We start from the raw sequence: 25,570 nt of genomic DNA, 5'->3' as shown, positions 1-25,570 counted from the left end.
AACTTCTCGAGCCCAGGAAGGGAAAAGCATGTCGTTCCTGAAGACCATCGACACCAATCCGTCCTTCGCGCCGCATGAGTCCGGCCCGCTCCCGGAACGTCTGGTTTCCGGCGACCCCGCGTTCATGACCTGGCCCCAGGACGTCGCCCGCGGGGAGATGATCCATACGGGAGTCTGGGAAGCGACGCCCGGCGAGACGCGCTCGATCAAGGGCGAGACCTTCGAGTTCTGCCATGTCCTCGCTGGCATCGTCGAACTCACGCCGGAAGGTGGCGAGCCGGTGGTCTACAAGGCAGGTGACAGTTTTGTCATGAAGCCGGGTTTCGTCGGTGTTTGGAAGACCATCGAAACCGTGCGCAAGATCTACGTGATCGTGAAGTGACGCCGATGGGCGACGCTTGCCTCGGCGCCGGCAATCTGCCCGGTGACATCCGCTGACCCGTTGAGCATTGCTCAGCCGCGCCCAGTGCCGATCCCTACGATCGATCCCGGAGCCGGGACCATCGTCAGGCCAGGTGCCGGGCGGTGATGTCCGCGGCGGTGGTGGCCACCAGGTGCCCCAGCTCGGTGAGTCGGCCGGGATCGAAGCGGGAGTCCGGCAGGGATACGGCCAGAGCCGCCAACGCCACGCCGTCACCGTCCAGGACAGGGGCCGCGATGGCACAGACACCCTGGAGGTACTGGTTCTGGTTGACGGCGTATCCGCGGTCTCTCACCCGGTGGAGCTCCGCACGCAGCTCCGCCGGGTCGGTGATGGTCTCCTCGCCGTAGCCCTCGAGCATGCCCGTTTCGAACTCGTCGACCTCGGACTTCGGCAGATGCGCGAGGACCGCGTGTCCGGCGGCCGTGGCGTGCAGGGGTGAGGTGTCGCCGATGGCGTGGAAGGTCCGTACGGCCTGGTCGCAGTCGACGCGGTCCACCACGACCATGCCGTCCAGGGCGTCGGGCACCGACAGGTGGACGGTCTCGTTCAGTGCGTCGCGAAGCCGGATCATCGGCTCCCGCGCGGCGGCGAACAGGCTGGCTCCCTGCAGCGCGGCCGGCCGGACGGCGAGAACACGCGCGCCGATCTCCCAGCGGGTGGTGTCCTTGCGGTTCGCCCGCAGCCAGCCAGCCTCATTCAGGGTGACAAGGGTCCGCTGCACGGTCGACTTGGGCAGTCCGAAGAGCTTCGTCAGTTCCCCCACGGTCACGGGCTGGTGCCGGGCGACGGCCTCCAGGATTCGTAGTGACCTGGTGACGCTCTTCATTTCCATCCGGGTGCCCCCATCCGTTCCCTGGATCCGTGACCTCTTGACTCCCGGTGAAGCCGCAGGCATGATCGTGCCAGATTCTAGCACAGCGTTCCACAATCCGGCATGGATCTTCGTGGCACGCGCTGAGGGGCCGGCTCTGCGCTGGCGCGTGGAGCCGACCCCTCGGTGGTGCGGAGCCCTCGGGCCCTCCGTCAGGCGCCCCGCAGGCGTTCGGTGACTTCCGCGGCCGTGCCGGCGACGAGGCGGCCCCACTCGAGTACCCGGTCCTCGTTGTAACGGGAATCGGGCATGGAGATGCCTACGGCGGCCAGTGGTGTGCCGCCCCCGTCGAGGACCGGTGCAGCGAGAGCGCAGACGCCCGGCCGGTACTGGTTACGGTTGATCGAGTAGCCGTCGGCGCGTATCCGGTCCAGCTCGGCCCGCAGCTCGTCGGGGTCGGCGGGGGTCGTGTCGCTGAAGCGCTCCAGCCCCCGCGCGACAAGTTCCTCGACGTCGCGCTTCGGCAGATGGGCGAGGACTGCGCGCCCGACGGCGGTCGCGTGCAGCGGAGACGTGTCGCCGATGGTGTGAAAGGTCCGTACGGCGCGGTCGCAGTCGACACGGTCCACCACGACCATGCACTGCAGGGCGTCGGGCACCGACAGGTGGACGGTCTCGTTCGCCGCGTCCCGGAGGCGGATCATCGGCTCGCGGGCTGCGGCGAACAGGCTCGACCCCTGCAGGGCGGCAGGTCGGACGACGAGGACACGCGCGCCGATCTCCCAGCGAGTGGTGTCCGTGCGGTTGGCGCGCAGCCAGCCGGCCTCTGCCAGCGTGACCAGGGTCCGCTGCACCGTGGACTTCGGCAGCTCGAAGAGCTTCGTCAACTCCCCGACGGTGACCGGCTGATGCTGGGCGACCGCCTCCAGGATTCGCAGTGACCTGGTGACGCTCTTCATTTCCATCCGGTTTCCCCCTGTTCATCCCTGAAATTTCTGCTGGACACCTCTTGACTCCACTTGGTGGCGGTGCCATTGTCTGTGCCAGATTCTAGCACAGCATTCCACAATGTGGCACGGCGCGGCTCTCCCGGGAATCCCGACGGACGAGCCCGAGACCCCGAGAGTGACGGTTGCGCGCTGTGCCTCAACGGGCCCGGCCCCGTCCAAACCACCTCGAAACGAACAGCCCGACGTCGGGGCCAGCATGCGCTCCGGCGATACGAAAGGAAAGTCCTGTGTCAGCTGCCAGGAAGCGGGTCGCCGTCGTCGGCGTCGGAACGATGGGCAGCCAGGCCGCTTGGCGGCTGGCGGCCCGCGGAGCCGAGGTCGTCGGATACGACCGGTTCGCCCCCGGCCACGACCGCAGCGCCGCCGGCGGTGAGACCCGGATCTTCCGCAGCGCGCACTTCGAGGACTCCCGCTACGTTCCGCTCCTCAAGCACGCCGACGCCCTGTTCGAGCAGCTCCAGCAGGAGACCGGCCGCGAGCTGCGCCGCCTGACCGGGTGCTTGCTCATGGGGCCGACCGAGCACCACCAGATGGCGACGGTCCTCGAGTCCATCGCCGAGCACGGACTCGACCACGAGGTGCTCGACGCCGATGCCCTCGCCAAGCGCTTCCCGCAGTACCGCATCGAGGACGGCGATGCAGCCGTGCTCGACCGCCGCGCCGGCTTCATCCGCCCCGAACTGACCATCCAGACCGCCGCCCGGCGCGCCGAGCAGCTGGGCGCCCGGATCCACCGCTACACCACTGTCCGAGAGATCGTGCCCGTCGCGCACGGCGTCGAGATCCGCACCGAGGCCGGCAGTGAGCACTTCGACACGGCCGTGGTCACCCCCGGCCCCTGGGTCAACGACCTGCTGCCCGACCTGCCGTGGGAGGTGGACATCCGGCGCCTGGTCAGCGCCTGGTACGTGCCCACCACCGACGCCTGGTTCGGCCAGGAGCGCCCCGCCTTCATTCGTACGGCCCCCACGCACTGCTACGGCCTGCCCTCCCCGGACGGAGTCTCCGTCAAGCTCGGCCTGTCGCGCGCCCTGCACCGCCCGGCCGGCGACCCGAACGCACTGGACCGGACGGTGCAGCCGGAGGAGCTGGAGATCTTCAGCGAGCTGATCGGCCGTTACATGCCGGACCTGCACCCGGACCCCACCCGCCTGTCCGTCTATATGGAGGGCTACACCGAGAGCAGCCGCCCGCTGGTCGGCCCGCTGCCCGGCGCCGAGAACGTCGTCCTGCTCGCCGGCTTCTCCGGCCACGGCTTCAAGCTCTCGCCCGCGTTCGGTGACATCGCCGCGGACCTCGCGCTGGACGGTGGCTCTCGGCAGCCCATCGATTTCCTCTCCACCGTCGGCCGTACGGAGGCATGACCATGAACGACACCACCCTCTCCGTCGGCTCCCTGGAAGCCCAGCCCGGCACCAAGGCACGCGGCACCGTCCGCGCCGAACTCGGCACCCTCACCGTGGACATCCCGCTGACCCTGGTCAACGGCACCCGCCCGGGCCCCCGGGTCGTCATCACCGCGGGCGTGCACGGCGGCGAGTTCACGCCCATCGACGCCGCCGCGCGGCTGACGGCCCTGCTGGAACCCGGTGAGGTGTGCGGGCAGGTGATCATCTGTCCGGTCGCCAACCCCCCAGCGGTGTACCAGGGCCGGCTCAACGTTTCCCCTGTCGACGGCGTGAACATCAACCGGGTCTTCCCCGGTGACCCGGACGGCAGCCCCACCGAGCGGCTGGCCGCCTGGCTCTTCACGCACCTGGTCGACGGCGCCGACGTCTACATCGATCTGCACTGCGGCGGCATCGACCAAGTCCTGCGGGACTTCGTCGGCTACCGCCTCACCGGCGACCCGGACCTCGACAAGGCGACGGCCGAGCTGGCAGGGTCCTTCGGTATCGAGGACGTCATCCTCGGGCTGAAGGCCGACGGCGGCAACAGCCACGCGGCCGCCGCCCGCCGGGGCATCTCGGCGGTCCTCGTCGAGGTGGGCGAGCTCGGACAGCGTGACGGGGCCACGGCCCGCCGCCGCGTCGACGGTCTGTACCGGGCGCTGCGCCACCTGGGCGTGCTAGTGCCGCGTCAGGCAACAGACCCGGACGACTGCGCCCCGGCGCCGATCCGCGAGTGGGTCTGGGCCGCCGGTGTCACGGCCGAGGCCACCGGCCTGTGGTACCCGGAGTTCTCCGCCGGTGACGACGTGGCGCAGGGCGACGTCATCGGCCGCATCGTCGACCCGGCCGACAGCCAGGCGCACAAGGTCCTTTCCCCGGCCGGCGGGCGAGTCTTCTACGGCATGCACGGTCTCACCGTCGCCCCCGGCAGCGAACTGGCCGCCATCGCCACCCGGTGGGACCCCGGCCAGGAAACGAGACCCGCCACCCTCCGGACCCCCGGTGCGGGCGTCGGATCCGACGAGGCGGATCCCCGCCCCTGAAACCTCCATCCCAGCGGCCCACCCACGTCCCCCAGCCGCTCCCCTTTCCACGGCCAGCACCGCCAGGAGGCACACGATGAAAGATGCCAGGATCGACCGAAGACTGTTCCTGCGCGGAGTAGGCGGAGTCACGGCGGGTGTCGCCGCCGCGACCGCCCTCAGCGCCTGCGGCACCGGCACCGGCCGGTCCGCCGCAGGCAGCAGTGGCAAGGCCTCCAAGACGCTGGTCGTCCGCGACAGCGGCGGCAGTTACGGCGACGCCAACCGGAAGGCCATCTACGACGCGTTCACCAAGGAGACCGGAATCCGGATCGACGTGGTGAACATCCAGTACGCGCAGATGCTCGCCCAGATCCAGCAGGGCCGCCCGCAGTTCGACGTCATCGACGACTCGATGTCCGACTTCCTGCGCTTCAAGAAGGCGGGCGCCACCGAGGACCTGGACTACGACCGGCTGAAGAACTTCAAGAACGCCGGCATCGCCGGCACCCTGGTCACCTCCAACGCCGTCGGCAAGAACTACTGGGCCAGCGTGATGGCCTACCGCACCGACGTCTGGGACGGGAAGAAGCCTTCCACCTGGGCCGACTTCTGGGACACCAAGGCGTTCCCCGGCGACCGGGCCCTGCAGGGCCTGGACGCGGACCGTCCCGTGCTGGAATTCGCCCTCCTCGCCGACGGGGTGCCCCTGGACAAGCTCTACCCCCTCGACGTGGACCGCGCATTCAAGTCCCTGGACAACATCAAGGGATCCGTCAAGAAGTACTGGGACACCGGCGCCCTGCCCGGCGTACTCCTCGGCCGCAAGGAAGTCGTCGTCACCGACGTCTGGCACGGCCGCCTCGACGCCCTGATCAAGCAGGGCTCGCCCCTCGCCTACCAGTGGAACGGCGCCCGCCGGCAGAGCAACGCCCTCGGCATCCCCAAGGGTGCGGCGAACACCGAGGCCGCCTACCAGCTCATCGACTTCGCGCTGCGGCCCGATGTGCAGGCGGCCTACGCCGAGCTGTACCCGATGGCCCCCTCGGTGCCCGCCGCCTACCAGAAACTCTCCCCGGACACCGCCGCGAACCTGGCCAGCTCCCCGGAGCACCTCAAGACCGGCTTCGACATGGACGTCCAGTGGTGGCTGGAGAACCAGGCCACGGTGGCCAAGCGCTGGCAGGAGTGGACGCATGCCTGAGACCCATGTGATGTCCGAGCCCTCGCTCGCCGTTCCGGCAGCGTTGGCCGGCAGCGGAAAAGCCCTCTCCGTGCGGCGACTGCGCAAGACCTACGGGGGAGTGACGGCCGTCGACGAGGTCTCCATGGAGATCGCGGCGGGTGAGTTCGTCACCTTCCTGGGGTCTTCCGGCTCCGGCAAGACCACCACCCTGATGATGATCGCCGGATTCTGCGAGCCCGACTCCGGCAGCATCGTCGCCGGCGGCAACGACGTCACCCGCCTGGCTCCGCAGAAGCGCGGTCTGGGCTTCGTCTTCCAGCAGTACCTGCTCTTCCCGCACATGACGGTCTGGGAGAACGTCGCCTTCCCGCTGCAACTGCGTGGCGTGCCGAAGGCGGAGCAGCGCCGTCGGGTCGGCGAGACGCTGGAGATGGCCGGACTGTCCGCGATGGCCCGCCGCCGACCGCGTGAGCTGTCCGGCGGCCAGCAGCAGCGCGTCGCCCTGTGCCGCGCCCTGGTCTACCGGCCGCCGGTCATCCTGATGGACGAGCCGCTCGGCGCCCTCGACAAGAAACTGCGCGACCAGCTCCAGACCGAGATCAAGCGCATCCAGCAGGAACTCGGCCTGACCGTCATCTATGTGACGCACGACCAGGAGGAGGCCCTCGTCCTCTCCGACCGCATCGCGGTCATGCGGGACGGGCGGATCGACCAGTTCGACACCCCGCAGGAGCTCTTCGAGCGCCCCCGCACACCCTTCGTCGCAGACTTCCTCGGCGCGGCGAACTTCCTCCCCGGTCGCGTCGAGGAACAGACCGCAGAGCACACGCTCGTACGGCTCGACACCGGCGGCCTGCTCAAGGCCCGCCCGCAGGCCGCCCCGGACGGCGCACGGGTACGCGCGGCGGTCCAGCCCGGTCGGCTCTTCCTGTGTCCCGCCGGCGACGGCTTCTGTACCGGGACCGTCGAGACGGTCACCTACGTCGGCACCCTCGTCAGGGTCACCGTCCGCCCCCTCACCGGCTCGGACACCGGCCTCGTACGGTTGGAACTGCCCGCGGGCCGCGCGCCCGCCCTCGGCGAGCGCGTGGACCTCGCCGCGGACCCCGCGAACGTCAGCGTGTTCGCCGACGCGGAAGACGGGGGGTGAGGACGATGGCCGTGCTCGCTCCGGCACCGGGCTCCACAGCCCCGGTGACCCGCAAGGAACAACGGGGCCGCCGGTTGTCCGACCGCCGCACCCGCTTCGGACTGCTCAACGCCGCCCCCGTCGTCGTCTACCTGCTGGTCCTCTTCGTCTACCCGATCTTCAGCACCCTGATGCTGAGCCTCAAGGGCGAGGACGGAGGCTTCACCCTCCACTGGTACACGGATGCCTTCCGGGGGGCCAACCTGGAGATCCTCCTCACCACCCTGCGGATCTCCGCCGAGACCTCGATGCTCAGCCTGGTCGTCGGCTTCGTCCTGGCCGCCGCGGTGTCCCGGCTCAAGCCCCTGTGGGCGGGCCTGGTGATGGTGGTCGTGGTCGTCCCGCACTTCATCAGCGCCCTGGTGCGCACCTACGGCTGGATCATCCTGCTCGGTGAACACGGGGTCGTCAACAGCGTCCTGACGGGCCTTCACGTCCCCGGCGCCCCGTTCCAGTTGCTCTACAACGAGCTGGGAGTCGTCATCGGCACCACATCCGTGATGCTGCCGTACACCGTGCTGCTGCTGTACGCGGTCATGAAGGGCATCGACCGTCGGCTGATGGCCGCCGCGGCCAGCATGGGCGCCGGCCGGGTGACCATCTTCCGCCGGGTCTACGTGCCGCTGGTCGCTCCCGGTCTGGTCAATGCCGGAGTGCTGTGCTTCATCCTCTGCCTCGGCTACTACATCACCCCCGCCCTCATGGGCGGCCCGAAGCAGACCATGGTCGCCTCGCTCATCGACACACAGGTCATGAAGCAGAACGAGTGGAACGGCGCCTCGGCGCTCGGCATCATCCTGCTGCTGCTCACCTTCGCCGGGCTGCTGCTGCTCAGGCTGCTGAAGTCGGCGGGCGAGGCGTACCGGAACCGAGGTGCGAGGTCATGATCGAGCTCCGCTCCACCCTGACCGGACGCATCACGCTGGCCGTCCTGTCCTCGCTGATCCTGCTGTTCCTGGTGCTGCCGATCGTCGTCATCGTCGTCACCTCCTTCGGCAAGGACGCCTTCGGCTCCTTCCCACCCAGCTCCTGGACGCTCGACTGGTACAAGGTGCTGTTCACCGACGGCAGCAAGTGGCCGGGCGCGCTGTCGCTCAGCGCCCTGGTGGCCTGCCTGACCACCGTCTTCTCCCTCACCCTGGGCATGACGGCGGCCACGGCCCTGGTCCGCAGCGACCTGCCGCTGCGCTCAGCGGTCTACGGTCTGGTCCTGGCCCCGCTGGTGATCCCCCAAGTCGTCATCGCCCTCGGCCTGTTCCTGCTGTTCGAACCGGCAGCGATGCTCGGCAGCCCGATCGCCCTCGCCCTCGGCCACACCGTGCTGGCCTCACCGATCGCCGTGATGATCCTCATGGCCACGCTGAAGGGCATCGACGAACGGCTGGAGGACGCGGCCGCCAGCATGGGCGCGAGCCGCCTCACCGTCGCCCGGCGCATCACCCTCCCGCTGGCCATGCCCGGACTGGTCGCCGCCGCGATCTTCTCCTTCATCACCAGCTTCGACGAGTTCTTCATCGCGCAGTTCCTGTCCTCCGTGAACACGGTGACCCTGCCGGTCCAGGTGTACAACGTCCTCCAGTACGACGTCGACCCGTCGGTGACGGCCGTCAGCGCGATCCTCATCGCGGTCGCCGTCGTGGCCCTCGCCCTGGTCGGTGTGGTGCGCAGGCTCAGCGGCTCCGGCCAGCAGGACGTCCTCCTGCCGACCGAGCCCGGTGTGGGCCTCGCCGCGGGAGGTGAGACCGCGTCATGACCACAGCACCCGCACTTTCCGCCCGCCTTTGACGCACGACGCACGTTTTGGAAAGGAACGACATGTACTCCATCGGTCCGCTGTCCGTGGCCCCCGGTGAGCGCGCACAGGGCCTCATCCCGGTCGGCACCAGCAGCTACGGCGTGGAGCTCGGCATTCCGTTGATCGTCGTCAACGGCACCCAGGACGGCCCCGTCCTGTGCGTGGACGCCGGCGTGCACGGCGACGAGTACGACGGCCAGGAGGCCATCCGGCGCGTCCTCGCCGAGATCGACCCGACCACCCTTCGCGGCACCCTCGTCGGCATCCCCTGCATGAACACCCCCGCCTTCGAGGCGGCCTCCCGCGCCGGCAGCATCGACCACCTCAACCTCAACCGCATCTTCCCGGGTGACGCGGAGGGCTCGTACTCGCAGCGCCTGGCCGCGACCTTCGTCGAGCAGGTCGTCCCCGCCATCGACGCCCTGGTCGACCTGCACACCGGAGGCGCGTACGGGGAGATCGCCCCGCTCGTCATCCTCCAGGGCGGCTACGAGGAACTGGCGACGGACCTCGCCCTCGCCGCCGGGCACGAATTGGTCTGGAAGGGCGGCAAGTGGGGCGGCACGGTCCGCCACCCCGCCCTCGCGGCCGGCAAGCCCGCCATCACCATCGAAGTCGGCGGCGCCACCTACCGCGAGGCCAACGTCGAGCGGCACATGGACTCGATCCGCAACATCCTGCGCCGACTCGGGATGACCGACGGCGAGGCGCAGTTGCGGGACACCTACACGGCCGTCTCGGGCACGTTCGCCCGCTCCGCTGCCGGCGGCTTCTTCGTCGCCCGCGCCGAGCCGGGGGAGACCTGCAAGGAAGGCGACCTGATCGCCACCATCGTCGACCACTACGGCAACACGATGGAGGAGGTCCGCGCCCCGCAGGAAGGCATCGTGCTCTGGGTGCGCCGGATCCGTACCGTCCGTCCGGGCGACGAAGTCGTCATCTTCGGCGAGGTGCTGGGGGAGATCCGGCCATGAGCGGCGAACTCCAACTGACCGAGCTGCTGATCGACGGCAAGCAGGTACCGGCCGCCGACGGACGCTCCTTCACCGTTCTCGACCCCTCCGACGGGACGGCCCTCGCCCAGGTGGCGCTGGCGGGCAAGGCAGACGTGGACCAGGCGGTGGCCGCCGCACGCGCGGCGTTCACCGCGCCCGAGTGGGCCCGGATGCGCGCCGCCGACCGGGGCCGGATCCTGTACCGGATCGCCGAGGCCATCCGCTACCAGGGCGAACGGCTGGCCCGTCTGGAGAGCCAGGACGTGGGCAAGCCGCTCAGGCAGGCCAAGGCGGATGTCGAGGCGGCCGCCCGGTACTTCGAGTTCTACGCGGGCGTCGCCGACAAGCTCGGCGGCACGACGGTCCCTCTCGGCCCCGGCCTGATCGACTACACCGTTCGCGAGCCGATCGGCGTCTCCGGGCAGATCATCCCGTTCAACTACCCGCTCCAGAACACCGCGCGGGGCTCCGCGCCGGCACTGGCCGCGGGCTGCACGGTGGTGCTCAAACCGTCGCCCGAAGCGCCGCTGACCCCGCTGGAGATCGGCCGGATCGCCCTGGAGTGCGGTCTTCCACCGGGAGTCCTGAACGTGGTCCCGGGTGACGGCGAGACCGGCGCGGCCCTCGCCGGCCACCCGGACATCGACCAGGTCACCTTCACCGGCTCGGTGCCCACCGGCATCAAGGTCGCACAGGCCGCCGCCGCCAACGTCGTGCCGTCCGTCACGGAGCTGGGTGGCAAGTCACCCGTCGTCGTCTTCGCCGACGCGGACTTCGACCTGGCGCTGACCGCCGTCGCGGCCTCGGCCTTCGGCAACGCCGGCCAGACCTGCTCGGCCGGCACCCGGCTGCTGCTCCAGCGCGGCGCCGAGGAGTTCCTCGACAAGCTGGTCTCGTACGCGGCCTCACTCCGCATCGGCCCGGGCCTCACCGACCCGGACATCGGCCCGCTGGTCGCCGCCCGGCAGCGCGACCGGGTGCTGGGCTACCTGGACTTGGCGAGGGCGGAGGGCGCGGTGGCCCTGGCCGGGGGAGGCGCTCCCTCGAACCCTCAGCTGGCCGACGGCTACTACGTCGAGCCGACCGTCCTGACCGGACTCACCAACGAGGCCCGCTGCGCCCGGGAGGAGATCTTCGGCCCGGTCGTCACCGTCATCGAGTTCGACGACGCGGACGAGGCACTGGCGATCGCCAACGACAGCCCGTACGGCCTGGCCTCGTACATCTGGACCCGCGACATCGACAAGGCGATGCGCTTGGCCGAGGGCATCCGGGCCGGCCAGGTCTACGTCAACGCCACCGGTGTCGGCACCGGCGTCGAACTCCCCTTCGGCGGTTACAAGCACAGCGGCTGGGGCCGGGAGAAGGGCCTCGAAGCCCTGGCCAGCTACACGCAGACCAAGAACGTCTGCATCGGTTTCGGAGACCGGTCATGAGATACCGCACCCTGGGCGAACGCGGCCCGACCATCTCGGTGGTCGGGGTCGGCGGCAACAACTTCGGCTCCCGCCTCGACGAGGCGGGGACGAAGGCCGTCGTCCACGCGGCCCTGGACGCGGGGATCACCCTGTTCGACACGGCCGACATGTACGGCGGGTCTGGCGGGTCCGGCTCGACCGGCGGGTTCGGCGGGTTCGGTGGGTCCGGCTCGACCGGCGGGTTCGGCGGGTTCGGCGGGTCCGGCAGCGGGCGAGGAGACGGTGAACGCCTCCTCGGCGCTGCCCTCAAGGGACACCGCGACCAGGTGGTCCTGGCCACCAAGTTCGGCATGGAGATGGACGAGGAGGCCGAACACCACGGCCCGCGCGGCGCCCGCCGCTACATCCGGTACGCCGTCGAGGCGTCGCTGCGCCGTCTGGGCACCGATCGGATCGACCTGTACCAGTACCACGAGCCGGACGGCGTCACCCCGTTGGAGGAGACGGTGGCCGCGCTCCGGGAGCTGGTGGCCGAGGGCAAGATCCGGTACATCGGCTGCTCCAACCTGCCTGCCGAGCACCTCACCGACGCCTTCGTGTCCACCCAGGCCCGCTACCACCTGCTGGACCGCAGCGTGGAGCACGATCTGATCCCGGCCTGCCTGAGTCGCGGCGTCGGCCTGCTGCCGTACTACCCGCTGGCCAACGGCCTGCTCAGCGGCAAGTACCGGCGAGGCGAGGCACCCCCGCCCGGCAGCCGCCTGTCCTGGCGGCAGGGCTGGCTCACCGACGCGGCCCTCGACCGGGTCGAGGCGCTCACCGCGTACGGCGCCGAACGAGGACTCTCCGTTCTCCAGGTCGCCGTGGGCGCACTGGCGGCCCTGCCCGCCGTCGGCTCCGTCATCTGCGGCGCCATGACCCCCCATCAGGTCACCGCCAACGCGGCGGCGGCCGACTGGATCCCGAGCCCGGCTGACCTGGCCGCACTGGACGCGATCGTCGCCCCCGGCGAACGCGTCGTCTGAAGCCCCCCACTCCCTGCGGAAACACGCGAGATCGAGGTTGAACACCATGCGAGAGATTGTCACTTTCGACGCCTACGGAACCCTGGTCGACTTCCAACTCGGCCCCACCACCCTGAAGATCCTCGGCGACTCCGGTCGGCTGGACCTGGACAACCTGGACGTCGACGAATTCCTCGACGACTTCCGCGTCATGCGCTTCCAGGCCGTCCTGGAGGCCTACCGCCCCTACCACGAGATCCTGCCCTCCAGCCTGCGCAACGCCATGCGCCTGCACGGCCTGGAGTACCGCGAGTCCGACGGCGAGGCCCTCGTCGACGCCGTCCCCACCTTCGGCCCCTTCCCGGAGGTCCCGGAGGCCCTGCGCGCGCTGAAGACCAAGTACGAGATCGCCATCATCTCCAACAGCGACGACAACCTGATCGCGCGCAACGTCGAGAACATCGGCGTCGAGTTCGACTACGTCATCACCGCCCAGCAGGCCGGCGCCTACAAGCCGGACCGGCAGACCTTCAAGCACGCCTTCCGGACCATGGGTGTCGAGCCGTCCCAGGTCATCCACACCGCCCAGGGCTGGGAGTACGACCACATCCCGACCCGCGACCTCGGCCTGAAGCGCCGGGTGTGGATCAACCGCTACGGCCGCCCCGGCAGCGCCGACTACCAGCCGTACGACGAGCTGCCCGACCTGTCGGGCCTGCCGAAGCTCCTCGGCTGCTGACCGACCTCGAGACGGCGACACCGGACAGACAACACAGAGGACGCACGCCATGAAGCAGATCCCCTACTGGCTGGACACAGCCCCCGCCCTGCCCGACCGATCCGGAAAGGAACTGCCCGAGGAGGCGGAGGTGGTGGTGATCGGCGGCGGCCTCACCGGCCTGTCCACCGCCTACCACACCGCCCGCAAGGGGGCCAGGGTCGTCCTCCTGGAAAAGGACAAGGTCGGCTCGGGCGCCTCCGGGCGCAACGGCAGCATGTGCACCCAGGGCATCACCATCAGCCCCGCCGACGCGCGCAAGCGCTACGGCCAGGAGCGCGCACTCGAGCTGTACAACGCCTTCCGCGAGGCGGTCGACGTCGTCGAGGACCTCACGGTGCAGGAGCAGATCGACTGCGACTTCAACCGCTCCGGGCGCCTCGGCCTGGTCTGCAAGCCCCAGCACTTCGAGGGCCTTCGGGCCAAGCAGCGCGACCTGGCCGAGAACTTCGGCCACGAGACGATCGTCCTGAGCAAGAGCGAACTGCGGGCGGAGCTCGACTCGGACTACTACCACGGCGCCCTGCTCGACCCGCTTAGCGCGGGCCTGCACGTGGGCAAGTTCGTCGGCGGCCTGGCAGACGCCGCCGAGCGGGCCGGCGCCGAGATCCACGAGCGCAACGCGGCCACCGGCCTCACCCGCCTGCCCGGCGGTGGCTTCCTGGTCGAGACCCTGCACGGCACCATCCGTGCCAAGCAGGTCATGGCGGCGACGGACGCCTACACCGACAAGTCGCTGCCCTGGTTCCGCAAGCGGCTGATCAACGTCGGCAGCTTCATCATCGTCACCGAGCCGCTCGGTGAGGCGCGCGCCAAGGAGCTCATCCCCAACGGCCGCCTGCTGGTCGCCCACAAGAACGTCGGCCACTACGTCCGCCTCACCCCCGACAACCGCCTCGCCTTCGGCGGCCGAGCCCGTTTCGCCCCCTCCAACCCCGCCTCCGACATCAAGAGCGGAGACATCCTCAAGCGGGAGATGACCGAGATCTTCCCGCAGCTGGCAGGGGTGCGCATCGACTACGTGTGGGGCGGCATGGTCGGCTTCTCCTGGGACCGCATCCCACACGCGGGTGAAGACAACGGCCTGTACTACTCCATGGGTTACTGCGGCCACGGCGTCCAGATGGCCACCTACATGGGCCGCGCCGTCGCCGAGATGATGGACGGCAAGCCCGAGGCCAACCCGCTGCGCGGCTTCGGTTTCCCGAAGGTCCCCGTCCCGTTCTACAACGGCACCCCGTGGTTCCTGCCGTTCGGCGGCGCCTACTACAAGGCCAAGGACAAGCTGCTCTGAGCCGACACCGACAGCGGTGACACTGCGGAGACTTCCCGCCAAGTGGTCGCGGGAAGTCCCCGCAGTTTCGCCTCGCCTCTCCTCGCCTCAATGAGGTGCCCACCGTGGCGGGCTGCGTTGCCCCGGTCACCAGTGCGCCGTCGCGCGTCTGGAGGAGGTCGACTGATCACCCAGCTCGGGACACCGCATGACTTCTGTCGCGGCCACCTTCAACGACCGTTGCGGTGGTCCTGGAACTTCAACCACCCGAGTCAGCAGAGGGGGCGTACAGGCACGAGTTGGGATGGGAGACGAGGGAAGATCCGGTTGGGTGCTTGGGGTGCGCGGGGGAGCGGCTGTGTGCGGCGGAGTTGCCAACGGTGGCGCTTTGGCCGCAAGGGAGGACGCGCTGACCTGCGAAACACCCCGTCCTGGGTGGCGGCGGGGTGAGCTGTGACTGCATGGACTGATGACGGTCGAGGCGGTGTTGGGAAGGGTCTGGCCCGGGACCGGCCTGACCGCCTGCCGACGTTCCATGGGCGTGGTGATTCTCATGCTTGCGCGCGTATACCGGGGTCCGCTCGGAGACTTGCTGACCTTTTGCTGACTCTCCTGACTGACCGTCAGCCAGTCCGCCACCTGCCCAGCCGCGTCGCAAGGCTGCGGCCAACACGGCGGCTGGCGAGCTGCTTCTGTCCTCGCTGCTGCCCGCAGACAGACCCGAGGCTATGGACCTGTACCGCAGCTGGCCGCACGTCTGGGGTGGGACCTGCTGGTTGACGATGTGACAGGCAGCGCGCCTCGGCAGAGCGAAGGTCTTCGCCTCAGCAGCTTTTCCGATACCGCTGACCTTGCCGGCCAGGGGCGGGAGCATGTCGCATTGGCACCGCCCAGGCCGTTGACGGGAGAGGGGCGGCCAACGACCGACGAGGCCGCCCATGCCCGACGTCCTGGCCGCACAGGCCGCCCTGCACCGCAGAGCCGAGGAGCTCCCCTCGCGCACATGAGGGTTCCAGGACCCGAGCTTGGAGCTGCTGCCAGAGAGCCGCAGGCCGTGCAGAAGAGGCGAACGAGTGTGAGCGGCGCTCTGCGGCTGGTTGGCATGCTGTCCACAACCGTGAGCGTGGGGTGAGTAGCTGGGGATGCCGGGCGTCGGCTCGGTCCCGCCACCGAGTCAAGCCTCGCAGTGCACCGGTCGGCGGCGCGCGATGTCGTTGGGCCAGCAGTCGTGGTCAGCGTCCGGGCGTCGCCGGATGAGAGCGTGGGAGTTTGTGTCCGAGGCCGGAGTTGTCCCATTGGCCAACCTGGAGTGGGCGTCTGCGGTGCTGGGACTGGATCGATAAGTCCGCCGCAGATTCCTTCACTGCCACGGTGGCGCCGCATGCGAAGAGATGTCGAGACTGCTGGTCGGAATTCACCTATTTGAGTGAGCATCAGGCCGTTCGCCGCCCGCGAATCCCATGGCCGCCAGCGGGGTGGGGCCAGTACTGACTTCGGCGTTTCAGGGTGATGGTGGTGGCAGGTCCAGGGAGAGGCCGGTCCCGGCGAGGAAGCCGTCGAGGATGTCGGGGCGGTACTGGAGCCGTTTGAGCCGGTTGCGGACGAGGGCTTCGAGACGGTCGACGGCGACCGAGGAGAGGTTGGCCAGGCTGTGCTTGACGTGCGCCCAGAGCCACTCCACGGGGTTCAGGTCCGGCGCGTAGGCGGGCAGGATGTATACGGTCAGCCAGTTCCTGGCGGCGACCAACTCGCGCATCACGTGGGAGACATGGGTGTTCAGCCGATCCCAGACCAGCACGATCGGCGCCTTCACCAGATGGTGGATGCCGTCGATCAGGCCGATGTAGTCGCGCTCGGAGAGGCTCCGCCGCTCGCCCTTGCGACCGGTGTGCCGCCGGATGCGGTGGGACAGCCTGGTCCGGGAGCCTGGCCGCACGGCGATCAGCCCAGCGACCGAGACACGTCCGGAGCGGCTGCCGGAGACCTTCACGACCGGGGTGATGCCCCGCCGTCCCCAGGTACGTCCACGGGGCGGCCTGCGCGTGAAGCCGGCCTCGTCTTCGAAGCAGACCCACCCATCGCAGTCCGCCCGGGCTCTTTTACCTCCGCCCAGGTCACCTCCGTCCACGCGGTGACGGCCTGCTCGTCACGTTCCGCAGCCCGCCTAGCGGGCATCTGCGGAGTGAAGCCAAGTCTGTGCATCAGCCGTGTAGCGCCCGAGACGCTGTACGAGACGTGGAACTTTTGCCCGATCAGCGTGGCCACCCGCGCTGCCGTCCACACCTGGTCCTCCACCCAGCCGTGCGCGGCCGGGCCCTGGTCCAGATACCCGGCGAGCTTCTCCAGGCAGCGCGGGGACAGGCGGCACCGCGACCCACCCGGGCCACGTGATGCCAGCGCCTCGACCCCGCCCTCGCGCCACAACTGGTGCCACTGGTAAGCCGACTTCCCACTCACCCGCAGGCGCCGGGCCACCTCCGCCGGCTTGACCTCCTGCTCGAACAGCTCGGCCGCCTGCATCCGCACCGTCTCCCGGCGCAGCCGTCCTGAAGCGGTCAGCCCGCCCCCATCCGCGTATCTCACACCCCATCGGATACAGCCACCACACCGAGCTCGTCAGGCAAACCGGGACAGTTCACCCTGGCGCGCCGAAGTCAGTAGTAGCTGTTGTCGTTCCGATCGTGAGAGGTGCTGGTCGAACGAGAGTCTCGATCGGGTGACTGCGGCGGCAGCCGTGTTGCGTGAACCACGGCTTGGCTGTTCAGGCCATGGCGAATGCCGCGCGGGGAGGCTCCGAGGTCTCGGCGGCATGCCTTGTTGAACGCCTGGAGGTCGGGTATTCCGACCGACGCCGCGATGGCGGGGATGGACAGGGTGGTGGCCTGAAGGAAGTGGCGGGCCCGCTCCATCCGTCGAGCGCGGAGGTAGCCGACGACAGTATCCCCGGTGGCGGCACGGAAGAGCCTGGTCAGGTGGTTGTGTGAGACGCCCGCCGCCTTCGCGATCTCCGCCACGCTCAGCGGCTCGGCCAAGCGTGCCTCGATCATCGCCACCGCGGCCGCCACTGCCGGATGGGTCGCGGCGATGCCGACCGTGCGCGACGGGGCCAGGTGGGCGACCCGCCACAGCGCGGCCCAGACCTCGGCCGTCGCCCGTGCCGGCGAGTGCGGCCAGGCCGAAAGTGCGCTGCGCAACTGCGCGGCGAGCGGCACGAGTTCGGTCCCGGCGTCCTGGATCACCGGGATGCTGAGCGGCGAGCCGGCCGATCCGAGGCGCAGGTGCACGTAGAGGTGCTCGGACCGGCCCCGGTAGCGATAGCGAACCGTGGTGCCGGGCGGAACGAGGCTGACCCGGCCCGGGCGGATCGCGTGCGCGGTGTCGTTCACCGTCAGGTCGGCCTCGTAGCCGTAGAGATGCAGCTGCCACAGGTTCGGCAGCGAGAACACCTCCGCACGGCTGGCGCAGCCGTGCACACCGATGCCGACGGCAGCCACGCCGGGAGGCTCGTCGAGATGGGCGAGCGCCGTGTCCATGCCCGAGTTCTATCACGCCCGCACCTGCAAGTCCCGTGTCCCGGCTGCGACCTCAGCCGACCCGACGAATGGTGAAAATTGACCAGTAGATGGCGAACCGGGCCCACTCGGAGAGCGGGTCGCGGCTCTAGCCTCTGTTGCCATGGACAACAAACGGATCCTGCTCAACTCGGTCCAGATGGCCCGCTTCGTGGCTCACGGTTCCCTTCGACTGGACGCGGTTGTGCCTGCGGACTTGAACGCCGAGGCGATGGGGGTGCTGGCGGAGGGGGTGGCGCCGGTCCCCTACGGGACACCTCTGTCGAGGGCGTACGCCCCGGACTCCTTCACCGCCAGGCTGCTGGCGGTTCCGCAGGTCGAAGGCGCGTTGCGCAGCCTGGTCGGCCCCGAGCCGCTCGTGGACCACCACGCCGTCCATGTACGCGAACCTCGCGGCGGGGAGGCGCAGGCGTTGCACGCGGACGCCATCATCGACGTGCGACCGGACGCCTTCGACGTGCAACTGATGTACTACCCGCAGGCGGTGACGCTGGAGATGGGCGGCACCCTCAGCATCCCCGGCAGCCACCTGCGCCGGATCAACGAATCGGACACCGGCCGCTACCAGAACCTTCGCGGCCAGGACCGACTGGTCTGCCCGGCCGGAACGGTGGTGTTCGTGCACCACGGCATCTGGCACGGTGGTCGCCGCAACGACAGCGACACGACCCGCTACATGTTCAAGATCCGCTTCAATCCGACGGTCCGCCAGCGACTCCTGTGGGACACCTCGGACCTGCACGACCCCGGCGTGCGCTCCGAGCTGGACGTCGAGTTCCCCTGGTACGAACAGGCCGTCGGGCGCCTCGAGCGCTACAACCGCGCCCTGCTGTGGCGCGAGCTGACCGGCGATCCCGACTTCGACCTCGACCACTGGGTGACCAGGGTCTCCAACCGGCCTCAGGAGGCAATGGCATGACGGTCGATTCGCAGCCGGCCACGGTTCCCGCTCCCGTGCTCCGCCAGCAGGTGCTCGTGTTGTACCTGCTCAACTCCGCGCTGGACTCGGACGTGGTCGGCTGGTCGCAGTACGACGGCACCGGCCGCACCTCGCCGACCACGGGGGACAGTGCGGAGCCGCCTTACGGTACCGGGCTCGATGCGCTCAAGGACGGCTGGCGGCTGATCCAGGCATCCCAGCTCGTCCCGCCCTACCCGGGCCACGAGTACGACGTCTCCTTCCTCAAGCACGAGTTCTTCTTCGAGCGGATCGAGACGCTCTGATCCGATCCGTGAACGGCTCCGGGTCCGCTTCGGGGTCGTCACCTCGTCTGCCCCGCCTCCTTCTGGCAGAGGGGAGGTGGGGCAGCCGGCTGTGCACCGGTGTGCCCGGGTCTGTACGGTCTTCGGCGCTGTCCCGTATTCGGGGCAGCGCCGCTGGCTTTCAGACCGCTCCGACAAGGTCGCGTAGGTGGTCGGTTCGCTAGCGGTCACGCACTCGCACGTAGGCCTCAGCGAGCCATAGGGCGAGCCGACTTGAGAGCGGGTCGGGGGCGGTGGGGTCGGGGTCGGGCGGCCCCGCCAGAGGGACACTGCCGGGCTGGAACGGTCATCGGGATGCACGGGCACGGCCTCGCGCGGACCGTTGATCTCGATGCTCGCCGAGCCCGGGCCGGTGAGCAGCTCGGCCTCCTTGGGGCGGCAGCCGATCTTCTGATAGATCGTCAGAGCTCGTTCGTAGAGCCTGGTTTCGGCCCGATAGTTGCCAGCCGCGTACTGCCTGCGGCCGAGGTCGCGGAGGGCGTTGGCCTCGCCGTGGCGGTCTGCGGTGTCGCGTGCGGTGGTCGCTGCTGCGTGGTGTGCGTCGGCGGCGAGCGGCCACGGGCCGTCCAGTCGGCGCGGGCAGGTGGGCGGGGTGGCTGCTGCCCCCCGACCCCCAACTGCCCCTCCGAGTCTGCCCGGAAGCGGATGGGACGCCTTGGGCCCGAGCGGTCCTGGCGAGACCTGAATGTGACCTGCACAGGGCATTGACGGGCGGAATGTTAGCGATAACAATTCACACGCCGGTAACTGACGGAGGATCAATCCCGGCAACTTCGCACGGATCAGCACGGATCAGCCGGGATCAGCACGGAGCGGAAGGGGGAGGGGTCATGGACAGCGCGACGTACCGGAAGCCCGTGATGGCCGATGTCGCACGGCTGGCGGGCGTGTCGCACCAGGCCGTCTCCCGCGTCCTCAATGCGCACCCCAACGCGCACCCCAACGCGCACCCCGGCGTCCGCCCCGCGACCCGGGGGCGGGTGCTCACGGCGATCCGGGAGCTGGACTACCGGCCCAACACGGCGGCCCGCACCCTGGTCACCCGCTCCCTCGGCGACTAGATGTTAACGCTAACAGTCAATGCCCATGGCCCCCACCGAGCACGGAGATCAAAGGTGAGCTCCAACCGCTTCGCCCGCAGAGCCGCCGTCGGCGCAACCCGCTTCTCGTTCGATGCGTCCGCGGAGCCGACCGGCAGAGCCGCCCCTGGCCAGTCGGCCTTCGGGAGGGCTCCTGGTGACCCGCTGGGCCGGGTGTGGGCCACGCAGCAGGGCCTCACGGTCAAGTAGGCGACCTGCCGGGCCAATGCTCCGCGCCGCTGCGGCCACCCGGGACCGCCCGCCCCACCGCTGCCACGGACGACCCCGGGGTGGCCCAGGCGCAGCCGGATCGCGTTCGCCCCCGCGCCGCCACCACCAGTCCCGTTCCGGTCGACGGTCGGCTCGGCGCCCAGCTGCCGCCGGTCTCCTGGAACGTCCTGCGGTTCACCCCCACCACCGGCTGATCTCCCACCGAAGGGCTCCACCACCATGTCGCGCCCGTCCCGCCGGGCGGCTGCACACTCGCCCACCCCCCGAGCTGCACGTACCCGGAGATCCCGAACGTCCGCACGGGGGCGGTGGCCGGCCGACGGGGCCCACCAACTGCTCCGGCCGGGGCTCGCCCCTCGGCCGGCCTCCTGAACCAGAACATCACCGAAGGCATGTCACGTAGCGCTCGCTGATCCACCATCATCAAGGAGAGCACGATGTCCCGTTCCATCACCAGAACTCTCGGCGCCGTCGCCGTCGCCGCCGCGATGACCGTCTCGCTGGCCGCCTGTGCCGGCAAGAAGGCCCCCGCGGGCTCCGCCGACGCGGGCGGTCAGCACAAGCTCGTCTTCGGCTTCTCGCAGGTCGGCGCCGAGAGTGGCTGGCGCTCCGCGAACACCAAGTCGATCCAGGACGCGGCGAAGGCGGCCGGCTTCGAGCTGAAGTTCTCGGACGCGCAGCAGAAGCAGGAGAACCAGATCGCCGCGATCCGGTCCTTCATCCAGCAGAAGGTGGACGTCATCGGCTTCTCGCCGGTGGTCACCACGGGCTGGGACACCGTCCTGAAGGAGGCCAAGACGGCCGGCATCCCGGTCATCCTCACCGACCGGGCCGTCGACACCCAGGACAAGACGCTCTACAAGACCTTCATCGGTTCGGACTTCGTCAAGGAGGGCACCAGCGCGGGCCAGTGGCTGGTCGACACCGAGAAGAGCGCGACCGGGCCGGTGAACATCGCCGAGCTCGAGGGCACCACCGGATCGGCCCCGGCGATCGACCGCAAGAAGGGCTTCGAGGACGTCGTCCTCAAGGACCCGAAGTTCAAGATCATCGCTGACCAGACCGGTGACTTCACCCGTGCCAAGGGCAAGGAGGTCATGGAGGCCTTCCTCAAGGCGCACAAGGACATCAACGTCCTCTTCGCCCACAACGACGACATGGCCGTCGGTGCCATCCAGGCGATCGAGGAGGCCGGCCTCAAGCCGGGCAAGGACATCAAGATCGTCTCGATCGACGGCATCAAGGACGCCTTCCAGGCGATGGCCGACGGCAAGATCGAAGAGGTCGTCGAGTGCAACCCGCTGATCGGCCCGCAGATCATGGACCTGGTCCAGAAGATCCACGACAAGCAGGACGTGCCGGACCGGGTGCTCTCCAAGGAGGGCGTGTTCAGCAAGGACCAGGCCGCCGCCGAGCTCCCCAACCGCCAGTACTGACAACCCGCCGGGGCCCGCACCGGGGCCCCGGCCGCCAGGCGAGGAGAGGAGCAACCATGCCGGCGCCACAGTCCGCCAGCCCGGTCCTCGAAATGACCGGTATCAGCAAGGAGTTCGCCGGATTTCAGGCTCTGTCCGGCGTCGACCTCCGGCTGTTCGCCGGAGAGGTGCACGCCCTGATGGGCGAGAACGGCGCCGGAAAGTCGACCCTGATCAAGGTACTCACCGGAGTCCACACCGCGGAGGCCGGCGAGATCGTCCTCGCCGGCGCGCCGGTCCGCTTCGACGGCCCGCTGCTGGCTCAGGGAGCCGGGGTCAGCACCGTGTACCAGGAGGTGAACCTCTGCCCGAACCTGTCGGTCGCGGAGAACCTCTTCCTCGGACGTGAACCGCGCCGCTTCGGCGGCATCCACTGGTCCGCGCTGCGCCGCAAAGCGGCCGAACTGCTGCGCAGCCTGGACCTCGACATCGACGAACGGGCCGAACTCGGGACCCTGCCACTCGCGTTGCAGCAGATGGTCGCGATCGCGCGCGCTGTGGACACCGAGGGGGGCGGTGCCGGCGGGCTGAAGGTGCTGATCCTGGACGAGCCCACCTCCAGCCTCGACCGCGACGAGGTCGAGCGGCTCTTCACGGTCATCCGCCGGCTGCGTGAGGAGGGCGTGGCGATCCTCTTCGTCACGCACTTCCTCGACCAGGTCTACGAGGTCTGCGACCGGATCACGGTCCTGCGCGACGGCCAGTTGGTGGGGGAGTACCTGACCGCCGAGTTGCCCCAACTGGAGCTGGTCGCCGCGATGCTGGGCCAGGAACTCGGCGAGCTGGACGTCTCCGACCATCAGCGGACGGCCCGGGAGTCGGCCGCCGACAGCGAGCCGTACGTGGCCGCGCACGGCCTCGGGCGCAAGGGCGCGGTGGAGCCGTTCGACCTGGCCCTGCACCCGGGCGAGGTGGTCGGTCTGGCCGGACTGCTCGGCGCCGGCCGCTCCGAGGCCGCCCGGCTGATCGCCGGCGCCGACCACGCGGACAGCGGCAGGATCTCCGTCGCCGGACAGAGCGTCACCTTGCGCAGCCCCCGGGCCGCGATCCGGCACGGCATCGCCTTCTGCTCGGAGAACCGCCGCACGGAGGGCATCGTCCCGGACCTCACCGTCCGGGAGAACATCCTGCTCGCCCTGCAGGCCTCCCGCGGCTGGACCAGGCCGCTGGCGACCCGCCGGGCCGACGAACTGGTCGACAAGTGGATCAAGGCTCTGCACGTCCACCCCGCGGACCCCTCGGCCCTGGTCCGCAACCTCAGCGGCGGCAACCAGCAGAAGGTCCTGCTCGCCCGATGGCTGATCACCGAACCCAAGCTGCTGATCCTGGACGAGCCCACCCGGGGGATCGACATCGGTGCCAAGACCGAGATCCAGAAGCTGGTCGCCTCGCTGGCCGAGGACGGCATGGCGGTCCTCTACATCTCCGCCGAACTCGAAGAGGTCCTGCGGCTCTCCGACACCGTCGGCGTGCTGCGCGACCACGAGCTCGTGGCGACACTTCCCAACACTCCCGAACTCACCCTGGACCGGCTCATGGAGACCATCGCGAGTGGAGGTGCCAACCGATGAGGAAAGTTCTAGGCCATCGACTGTTCTGGCCGGTGGCCCTGCTGGCCGCACTTCTCGTCACCAACGTGATCTACTCGCCGGACTTCCTCAGCATCCGGGTCCGTGACGGCCACCTCTACGGCAGCCTGATCGACATCATGCGCCTCGGCTCGCCGCTGCTGCTGGTCGCCCTCGGGATGACGCTGGTCATCGCCACCGGTGGCATCGACCTCTCGGTCGGCGCCCTGGTGGCCATCTCCGGGGCCGTCGCCTGCCTGAACATCAGTCACCTGACGAACCAGAAGGACAGCGGCGCCGTCGTGCTGGCCGTGCTGCTCGCGCTGGCGGTCTGCGTCGCCCTCGGGATCTGGAACGGCCTGCTGGTGGCAGGCGCCGGGATGCAGCCGATCATCGCCACCCTGGTGCTGATGGTCGCCGGGCGCGGTGTCGCCCAGATGATCACCGGCGGACAGATCATCACCGTCAACAGCCAGCCGTACCACCTGATCGGCGGCGGGTACGAGCTCGGCCTGCCGCTCTCGGTCCTGATCGCGGCGGCGGTGCTGGTGCTGACCGGTCTCACGGTACGACGCAGCGCGCTCGGCCTGCTGCTCGAGTCGGTCGGCGGAAATCGCGAGGCCAGCCGGCTGGTCGGTATCCGAGCGGGGGCCCTCACGGTCACGGTGTACGCCTTCTGTGCCCTGTGCGCGGCCGGCGCCGGCCTGATGATCAGCTCCAACGTCGCTTCGGCGGACGGCAACAACGCCGGCCTGTGGATCGAACTCGACGCCATCCTGGCCGTCGTGATCGGCGGTACCTCGCTCTCCGGGGGTCGCTTCCACCTCGGTGGCACGGCCATCGGAGCGCTCGTCATCCAGACCCTCTCCACGACCGTCTACACGATCGGCGTGCCGCCGGAGACCACCCTGATGTTCAAGGCCCTGGTGGTCACCGCAGTGTGCCTGTTGCAGTCTCCGGCCTTCCGCGCCAAGGTGCTCCCCGGGCGGGCGCGCCGCCGTGCCGCTGCCGTCCAAGCCAAGCCAAGGAAGAAGGAGGCCACGGCGCCATGAGTACGACGTCCCTGCGGGAGTTCGCCGCGCAGCGCCGGGGCTACCTCCCGGTCCTCGCCACCACCGCGCTCTTCGCGCTCACCCTGGAGGCCGGCAACTACCGCTACTACGGCTTCCTCTCCGGCCAGGTCCTGGCCAACCTGTTCGTCGACAACGCCTACCTGCTGGTGATCGCGGTCGGCATGACCTTCGTGATTCTGACCGGCGGGATCGACCTCTCGGTCGGCGCGGTCGGCGCGCTCACCACCATGCTCTGCGCCAACCTGGTCGAACGTCAGGGCTGGCCACCGCTGTTGGTGATCCCCCTGGTCCTGGCGGTCGGCGCGGTGCTCGGTGCCGGGATGGGGTACGCCATCCACCACTTCGAAGTGCAGCCGTTCATCGCCACGTTGGCTGGCATGTTCTTCGCCCGGGGCCTGTGCTACCTGATCAGCACCGACTCGATCCCGATCTCCGACCACCTGTTCACCACCCTGGCGCAGAGCCATCTGACGTTGCCCGGCGGGGTGTTCGTCTCGTGGTCGGTGGTGATCGCCGTGTTGGTGGTCGCGGCGGCGTTCGTCGTGCTGCACTACACCCGGTTCGGCAGGGCGGTGTACGCCGTCGGCGGCAACCCGCAGTCGGCGCTGCTCATGGGTGTTCCGGTCGGACGGACCGTCATCCGGGCCTACACCGTCAGCGGGCTCTGCTCCGCGCTCGGCGGCGTGCTCTTCACGCTGTACACGCTGTCGGGCTACAGCCTGCACCTGGTCGGCACCGAACTGGACGCCATCGCGGCCGTGGTGATCGGCGGGACGCTGCTCACCGGCGGATCGGGTTACATCCTGGGCACGGTGCTGGGAGTCCTGGTGCTCGGCGTCATCCAGACCATCATCACCTTCGAGGGCACGCTCAGCTCCTGGTGGACGAAGATCGCGGTCGGCACGCTGCTCTTCGTCTTCGTCCTGCTGCAGCGCATCATGACGGCCCGCCGCCAACACGCACCCAGGCATCAGCGCGCCAGACGTAGCGCGTGATCATTCACAATCCCGGCG

Annotated in this window: 23 protein-coding genes and 1 pseudogene; 20 read left to right on the top strand and 4 right to left on the bottom strand. The window is 69.4% G+C overall.

What is annotated here, in order from left to right:
- Positions 1–28 precede the first annotated feature (28 nt).
- The gene (locus tag BR98_RS02200) at positions 29–382 is read left to right on the top strand and encodes a cupin domain-containing protein (protein ID WP_035839460.1); all 354 of its coding nucleotides are present in this window, start codon (positions 29–31) and stop codon (positions 380–382) included.
- Between the two features lie 124 nt (positions 383–506).
- Here the strand turns inward: BR98_RS02200 and BR98_RS02195 are convergent, their stop codons facing one another.
- Together BR98_RS02195 and BR98_RS02190 are read right to left on the bottom strand one after the other, a co-directional pair.
- Entirely contained in the window at positions 507–1,250 is a 744-nt protein-coding gene (locus tag BR98_RS02195) for an IclR family transcriptional regulator (RefSeq protein WP_035839457.1), read from the bottom strand.
- A gap of 197 nt (positions 1,251–1,447) precedes the next feature.
- Positions 1,448–2,194 carry an IclR family transcriptional regulator gene (locus BR98_RS02190; RefSeq protein WP_035839454.1) on the bottom strand — a complete coding sequence of 249 codons (747 nt, stop codon included), beginning with the start codon at positions 2,192–2,194 and terminating at the stop codon, positions 1,448–1,450.
- A 278-nt stretch (positions 2,195–2,472) separates the two neighbouring features.
- Here BR98_RS02190 and solA point away from each other — a divergent pair, with 278 nt between their 5' ends.
- From solA to BR98_RS02135, 11 genes are all read left to right on the top strand, one after another.
- On the top strand, positions 2,473–3,609 hold the full coding sequence (gene solA, locus BR98_RS02185; RefSeq protein WP_035839451.1) for an N-methyl-L-tryptophan oxidase: 1,137 nt from the start codon (positions 2,473–2,475) through the stop codon (positions 3,607–3,609).
- Positions 3,610–3,611: 2 nt separating this feature from the next.
- Complete coding sequence (locus tag BR98_RS02180; protein ID WP_232247203.1) at positions 3,612–4,679, top strand: succinylglutamate desuccinylase/aspartoacylase family protein; 1,068 nt, start codon at positions 3,612–3,614, stop codon at positions 4,677–4,679.
- Between the two features lie 76 nt (positions 4,680–4,755).
- Positions 4,756–5,862: an ABC transporter substrate-binding protein gene (locus BR98_RS02175; protein WP_035839446.1), complete on the top strand. Its 1,107-nt coding sequence runs from the start codon at positions 4,756–4,758 to the stop codon at positions 5,860–5,862.
- Positions 5,855–6,994: an ABC transporter ATP-binding protein gene (locus BR98_RS02170; protein WP_035839443.1), complete on the top strand. Its 1,140-nt coding sequence runs from the start codon at positions 5,855–5,857 to the stop codon at positions 6,992–6,994. Before BR98_RS02175 ends, BR98_RS02170 begins: the two co-directional genes overlap by 8 nt.
- A 5-nt stretch (positions 6,995–6,999) precedes the next feature.
- Entirely contained in the window at positions 7,000–7,920 is a 921-nt protein-coding gene (locus tag BR98_RS02165; protein WP_083975870.1) for an ABC transporter permease, read from the top strand.
- Entirely contained in the window at positions 7,917–8,786 is an 870-nt protein-coding gene (locus tag BR98_RS02160) for an ABC transporter permease (RefSeq protein WP_035839442.1), read from the top strand. Before BR98_RS02165 ends, BR98_RS02160 begins: the two co-directional genes overlap by 4 nt.
- A gap of 62 nt (positions 8,787–8,848) precedes the next feature.
- Positions 8,849–9,802 (top strand): succinylglutamate desuccinylase/aspartoacylase family protein, encoded by a 954-nt coding sequence (locus BR98_RS02155; protein WP_035839440.1) that lies wholly within the window; start codon positions 8,849–8,851, stop codon positions 9,800–9,802.
- A complete protein-coding gene (locus BR98_RS02150) occupies positions 9,799–11,259 on the top strand; it encodes an aldehyde dehydrogenase family protein (RefSeq protein ID WP_035839437.1) in 1,461 nt (486 codons plus the stop codon). The genes BR98_RS02155 and BR98_RS02150 overlap by 4 nt, the downstream gene beginning before the upstream one ends.
- Positions 11,256–12,266: an aldo/keto reductase gene (locus BR98_RS02145; protein ID WP_035839434.1), complete on the top strand. Its 1,011-nt coding sequence runs from the start codon at positions 11,256–11,258 to the stop codon at positions 12,264–12,266. Before BR98_RS02150 ends, BR98_RS02145 begins: the two co-directional genes overlap by 4 nt.
- A 46-nt stretch (positions 12,267–12,312) precedes the next feature.
- The gene (locus BR98_RS02140) at positions 12,313–12,984 is read left to right on the top strand and encodes a haloacid dehalogenase type II (RefSeq protein ID WP_035839431.1); all 672 of its coding nucleotides are present in this window, start codon (positions 12,313–12,315) and stop codon (positions 12,982–12,984) included.
- A 49-nt stretch (positions 12,985–13,033) separates the two neighbouring features.
- Positions 13,034–14,317 (top strand): NAD(P)/FAD-dependent oxidoreductase, encoded by a 1,284-nt coding sequence (locus BR98_RS02135; protein WP_035839428.1) that lies wholly within the window; start codon positions 13,034–13,036, stop codon positions 14,315–14,317.
- Positions 14,318–15,797: 1,480 nt separating this feature from the next.
- Here the strand turns inward: BR98_RS02135 and BR98_RS42750 are convergent.
- Together BR98_RS42750 and BR98_RS02120 are read right to left on the bottom strand one after the other, a co-directional pair.
- Positions 15,798–16,879 (bottom strand): IS630 family transposase gene (locus BR98_RS42750; protein ID WP_456152110.1). Its coding sequence is split into 2 segments (ribosomal slippage): positions 15,798–16,394 and positions 16,397–16,879, totalling 1,080 coding nucleotides; the frame shifts between segments, so codons are not numbered across the junction.
- Positions 16,880–16,950: 71 nt separating this feature from the next.
- Entirely contained in the window at positions 16,951–17,829 is an 879-nt protein-coding gene (locus BR98_RS02120; RefSeq protein WP_063774696.1) for a helix-turn-helix transcriptional regulator, read from the bottom strand.
- 142 nt (positions 17,830–17,971) lie between these two features.
- On the opposite strand from BR98_RS02120, the gene BR98_RS02115 reads away from it, so the two are divergent.
- From BR98_RS02115 to yjfF, 8 genes and pseudogenes are all read left to right on the top strand, one after another.
- Positions 17,972–18,787, top strand: coding sequence for a phytanoyl-CoA dioxygenase family protein (locus BR98_RS02115; RefSeq protein WP_198042106.1), 816 nt, complete (start codon positions 17,972–17,974; stop codon positions 18,785–18,787).
- Positions 18,784–19,092 carry a hypothetical protein gene (locus BR98_RS02110; protein WP_051969208.1) on the top strand — a complete coding sequence of 103 codons (309 nt, stop codon included), beginning with the start codon at positions 18,784–18,786 and terminating at the stop codon, positions 19,090–19,092. The genes BR98_RS02115 and BR98_RS02110 overlap by 4 nt, the downstream gene beginning before the upstream one ends.
- 869 nt (positions 19,093–19,961) lie before the next feature.
- A pseudogene (locus tag BR98_RS02105) lies at positions 19,962–20,177 on the top strand (LacI family DNA-binding transcriptional regulator); the annotation flags it as partial.
- A gap of 323 nt (positions 20,178–20,500) precedes the next feature.
- The gene (locus BR98_RS41910; protein WP_267886034.1) at positions 20,501–20,635 is read left to right on the top strand and encodes a hypothetical protein; all 135 of its coding nucleotides are present in this window, start codon (positions 20,501–20,503) and stop codon (positions 20,633–20,635) included.
- Between the two features lie 243 nt (positions 20,636–20,878).
- Positions 20,879–21,877 carry an ABC transporter substrate-binding protein gene (locus BR98_RS02100; protein ID WP_035839419.1) on the top strand — a complete coding sequence of 333 codons (999 nt, stop codon included), beginning with the start codon at positions 20,879–20,881 and terminating at the stop codon, positions 21,875–21,877.
- A gap of 56 nt (positions 21,878–21,933) precedes the next feature.
- Positions 21,934–23,487 (top strand): sugar ABC transporter ATP-binding protein, encoded by a 1,554-nt coding sequence (locus tag BR98_RS02095; RefSeq protein ID WP_035839416.1) that lies wholly within the window; start codon positions 21,934–21,936, stop codon positions 23,485–23,487.
- Positions 23,484–24,536 (top strand): ABC transporter permease, encoded by a 1,053-nt coding sequence (locus BR98_RS02090; protein ID WP_035839413.1) that lies wholly within the window; start codon positions 23,484–23,486, stop codon positions 24,534–24,536. The genes BR98_RS02095 and BR98_RS02090 overlap by 4 nt, the downstream gene beginning before the upstream one ends.
- Entirely contained in the window at positions 24,533–25,552 is a 1,020-nt protein-coding gene (gene yjfF / locus BR98_RS02085) for a galactofuranose ABC transporter, permease protein YjfF (protein WP_051969207.1), read from the top strand. Before BR98_RS02090 ends, yjfF begins: the two co-directional genes overlap by 4 nt.
- Positions 25,553–25,570: the final 18 nt, after the last annotated feature.

It is taken from the genome of Kitasatospora azatica KCTC 9699, assembly GCF_000744785.1.
GTDB classification, from domain to species: Bacteria; Actinomycetota; Actinomycetes; order Streptomycetales; family Streptomycetaceae; genus Kitasatospora; species Kitasatospora azatica.
Note: the sequence above shows the minus strand (reverse complement) of the source record. Positions and strands in the feature narration are given on the sequence as shown.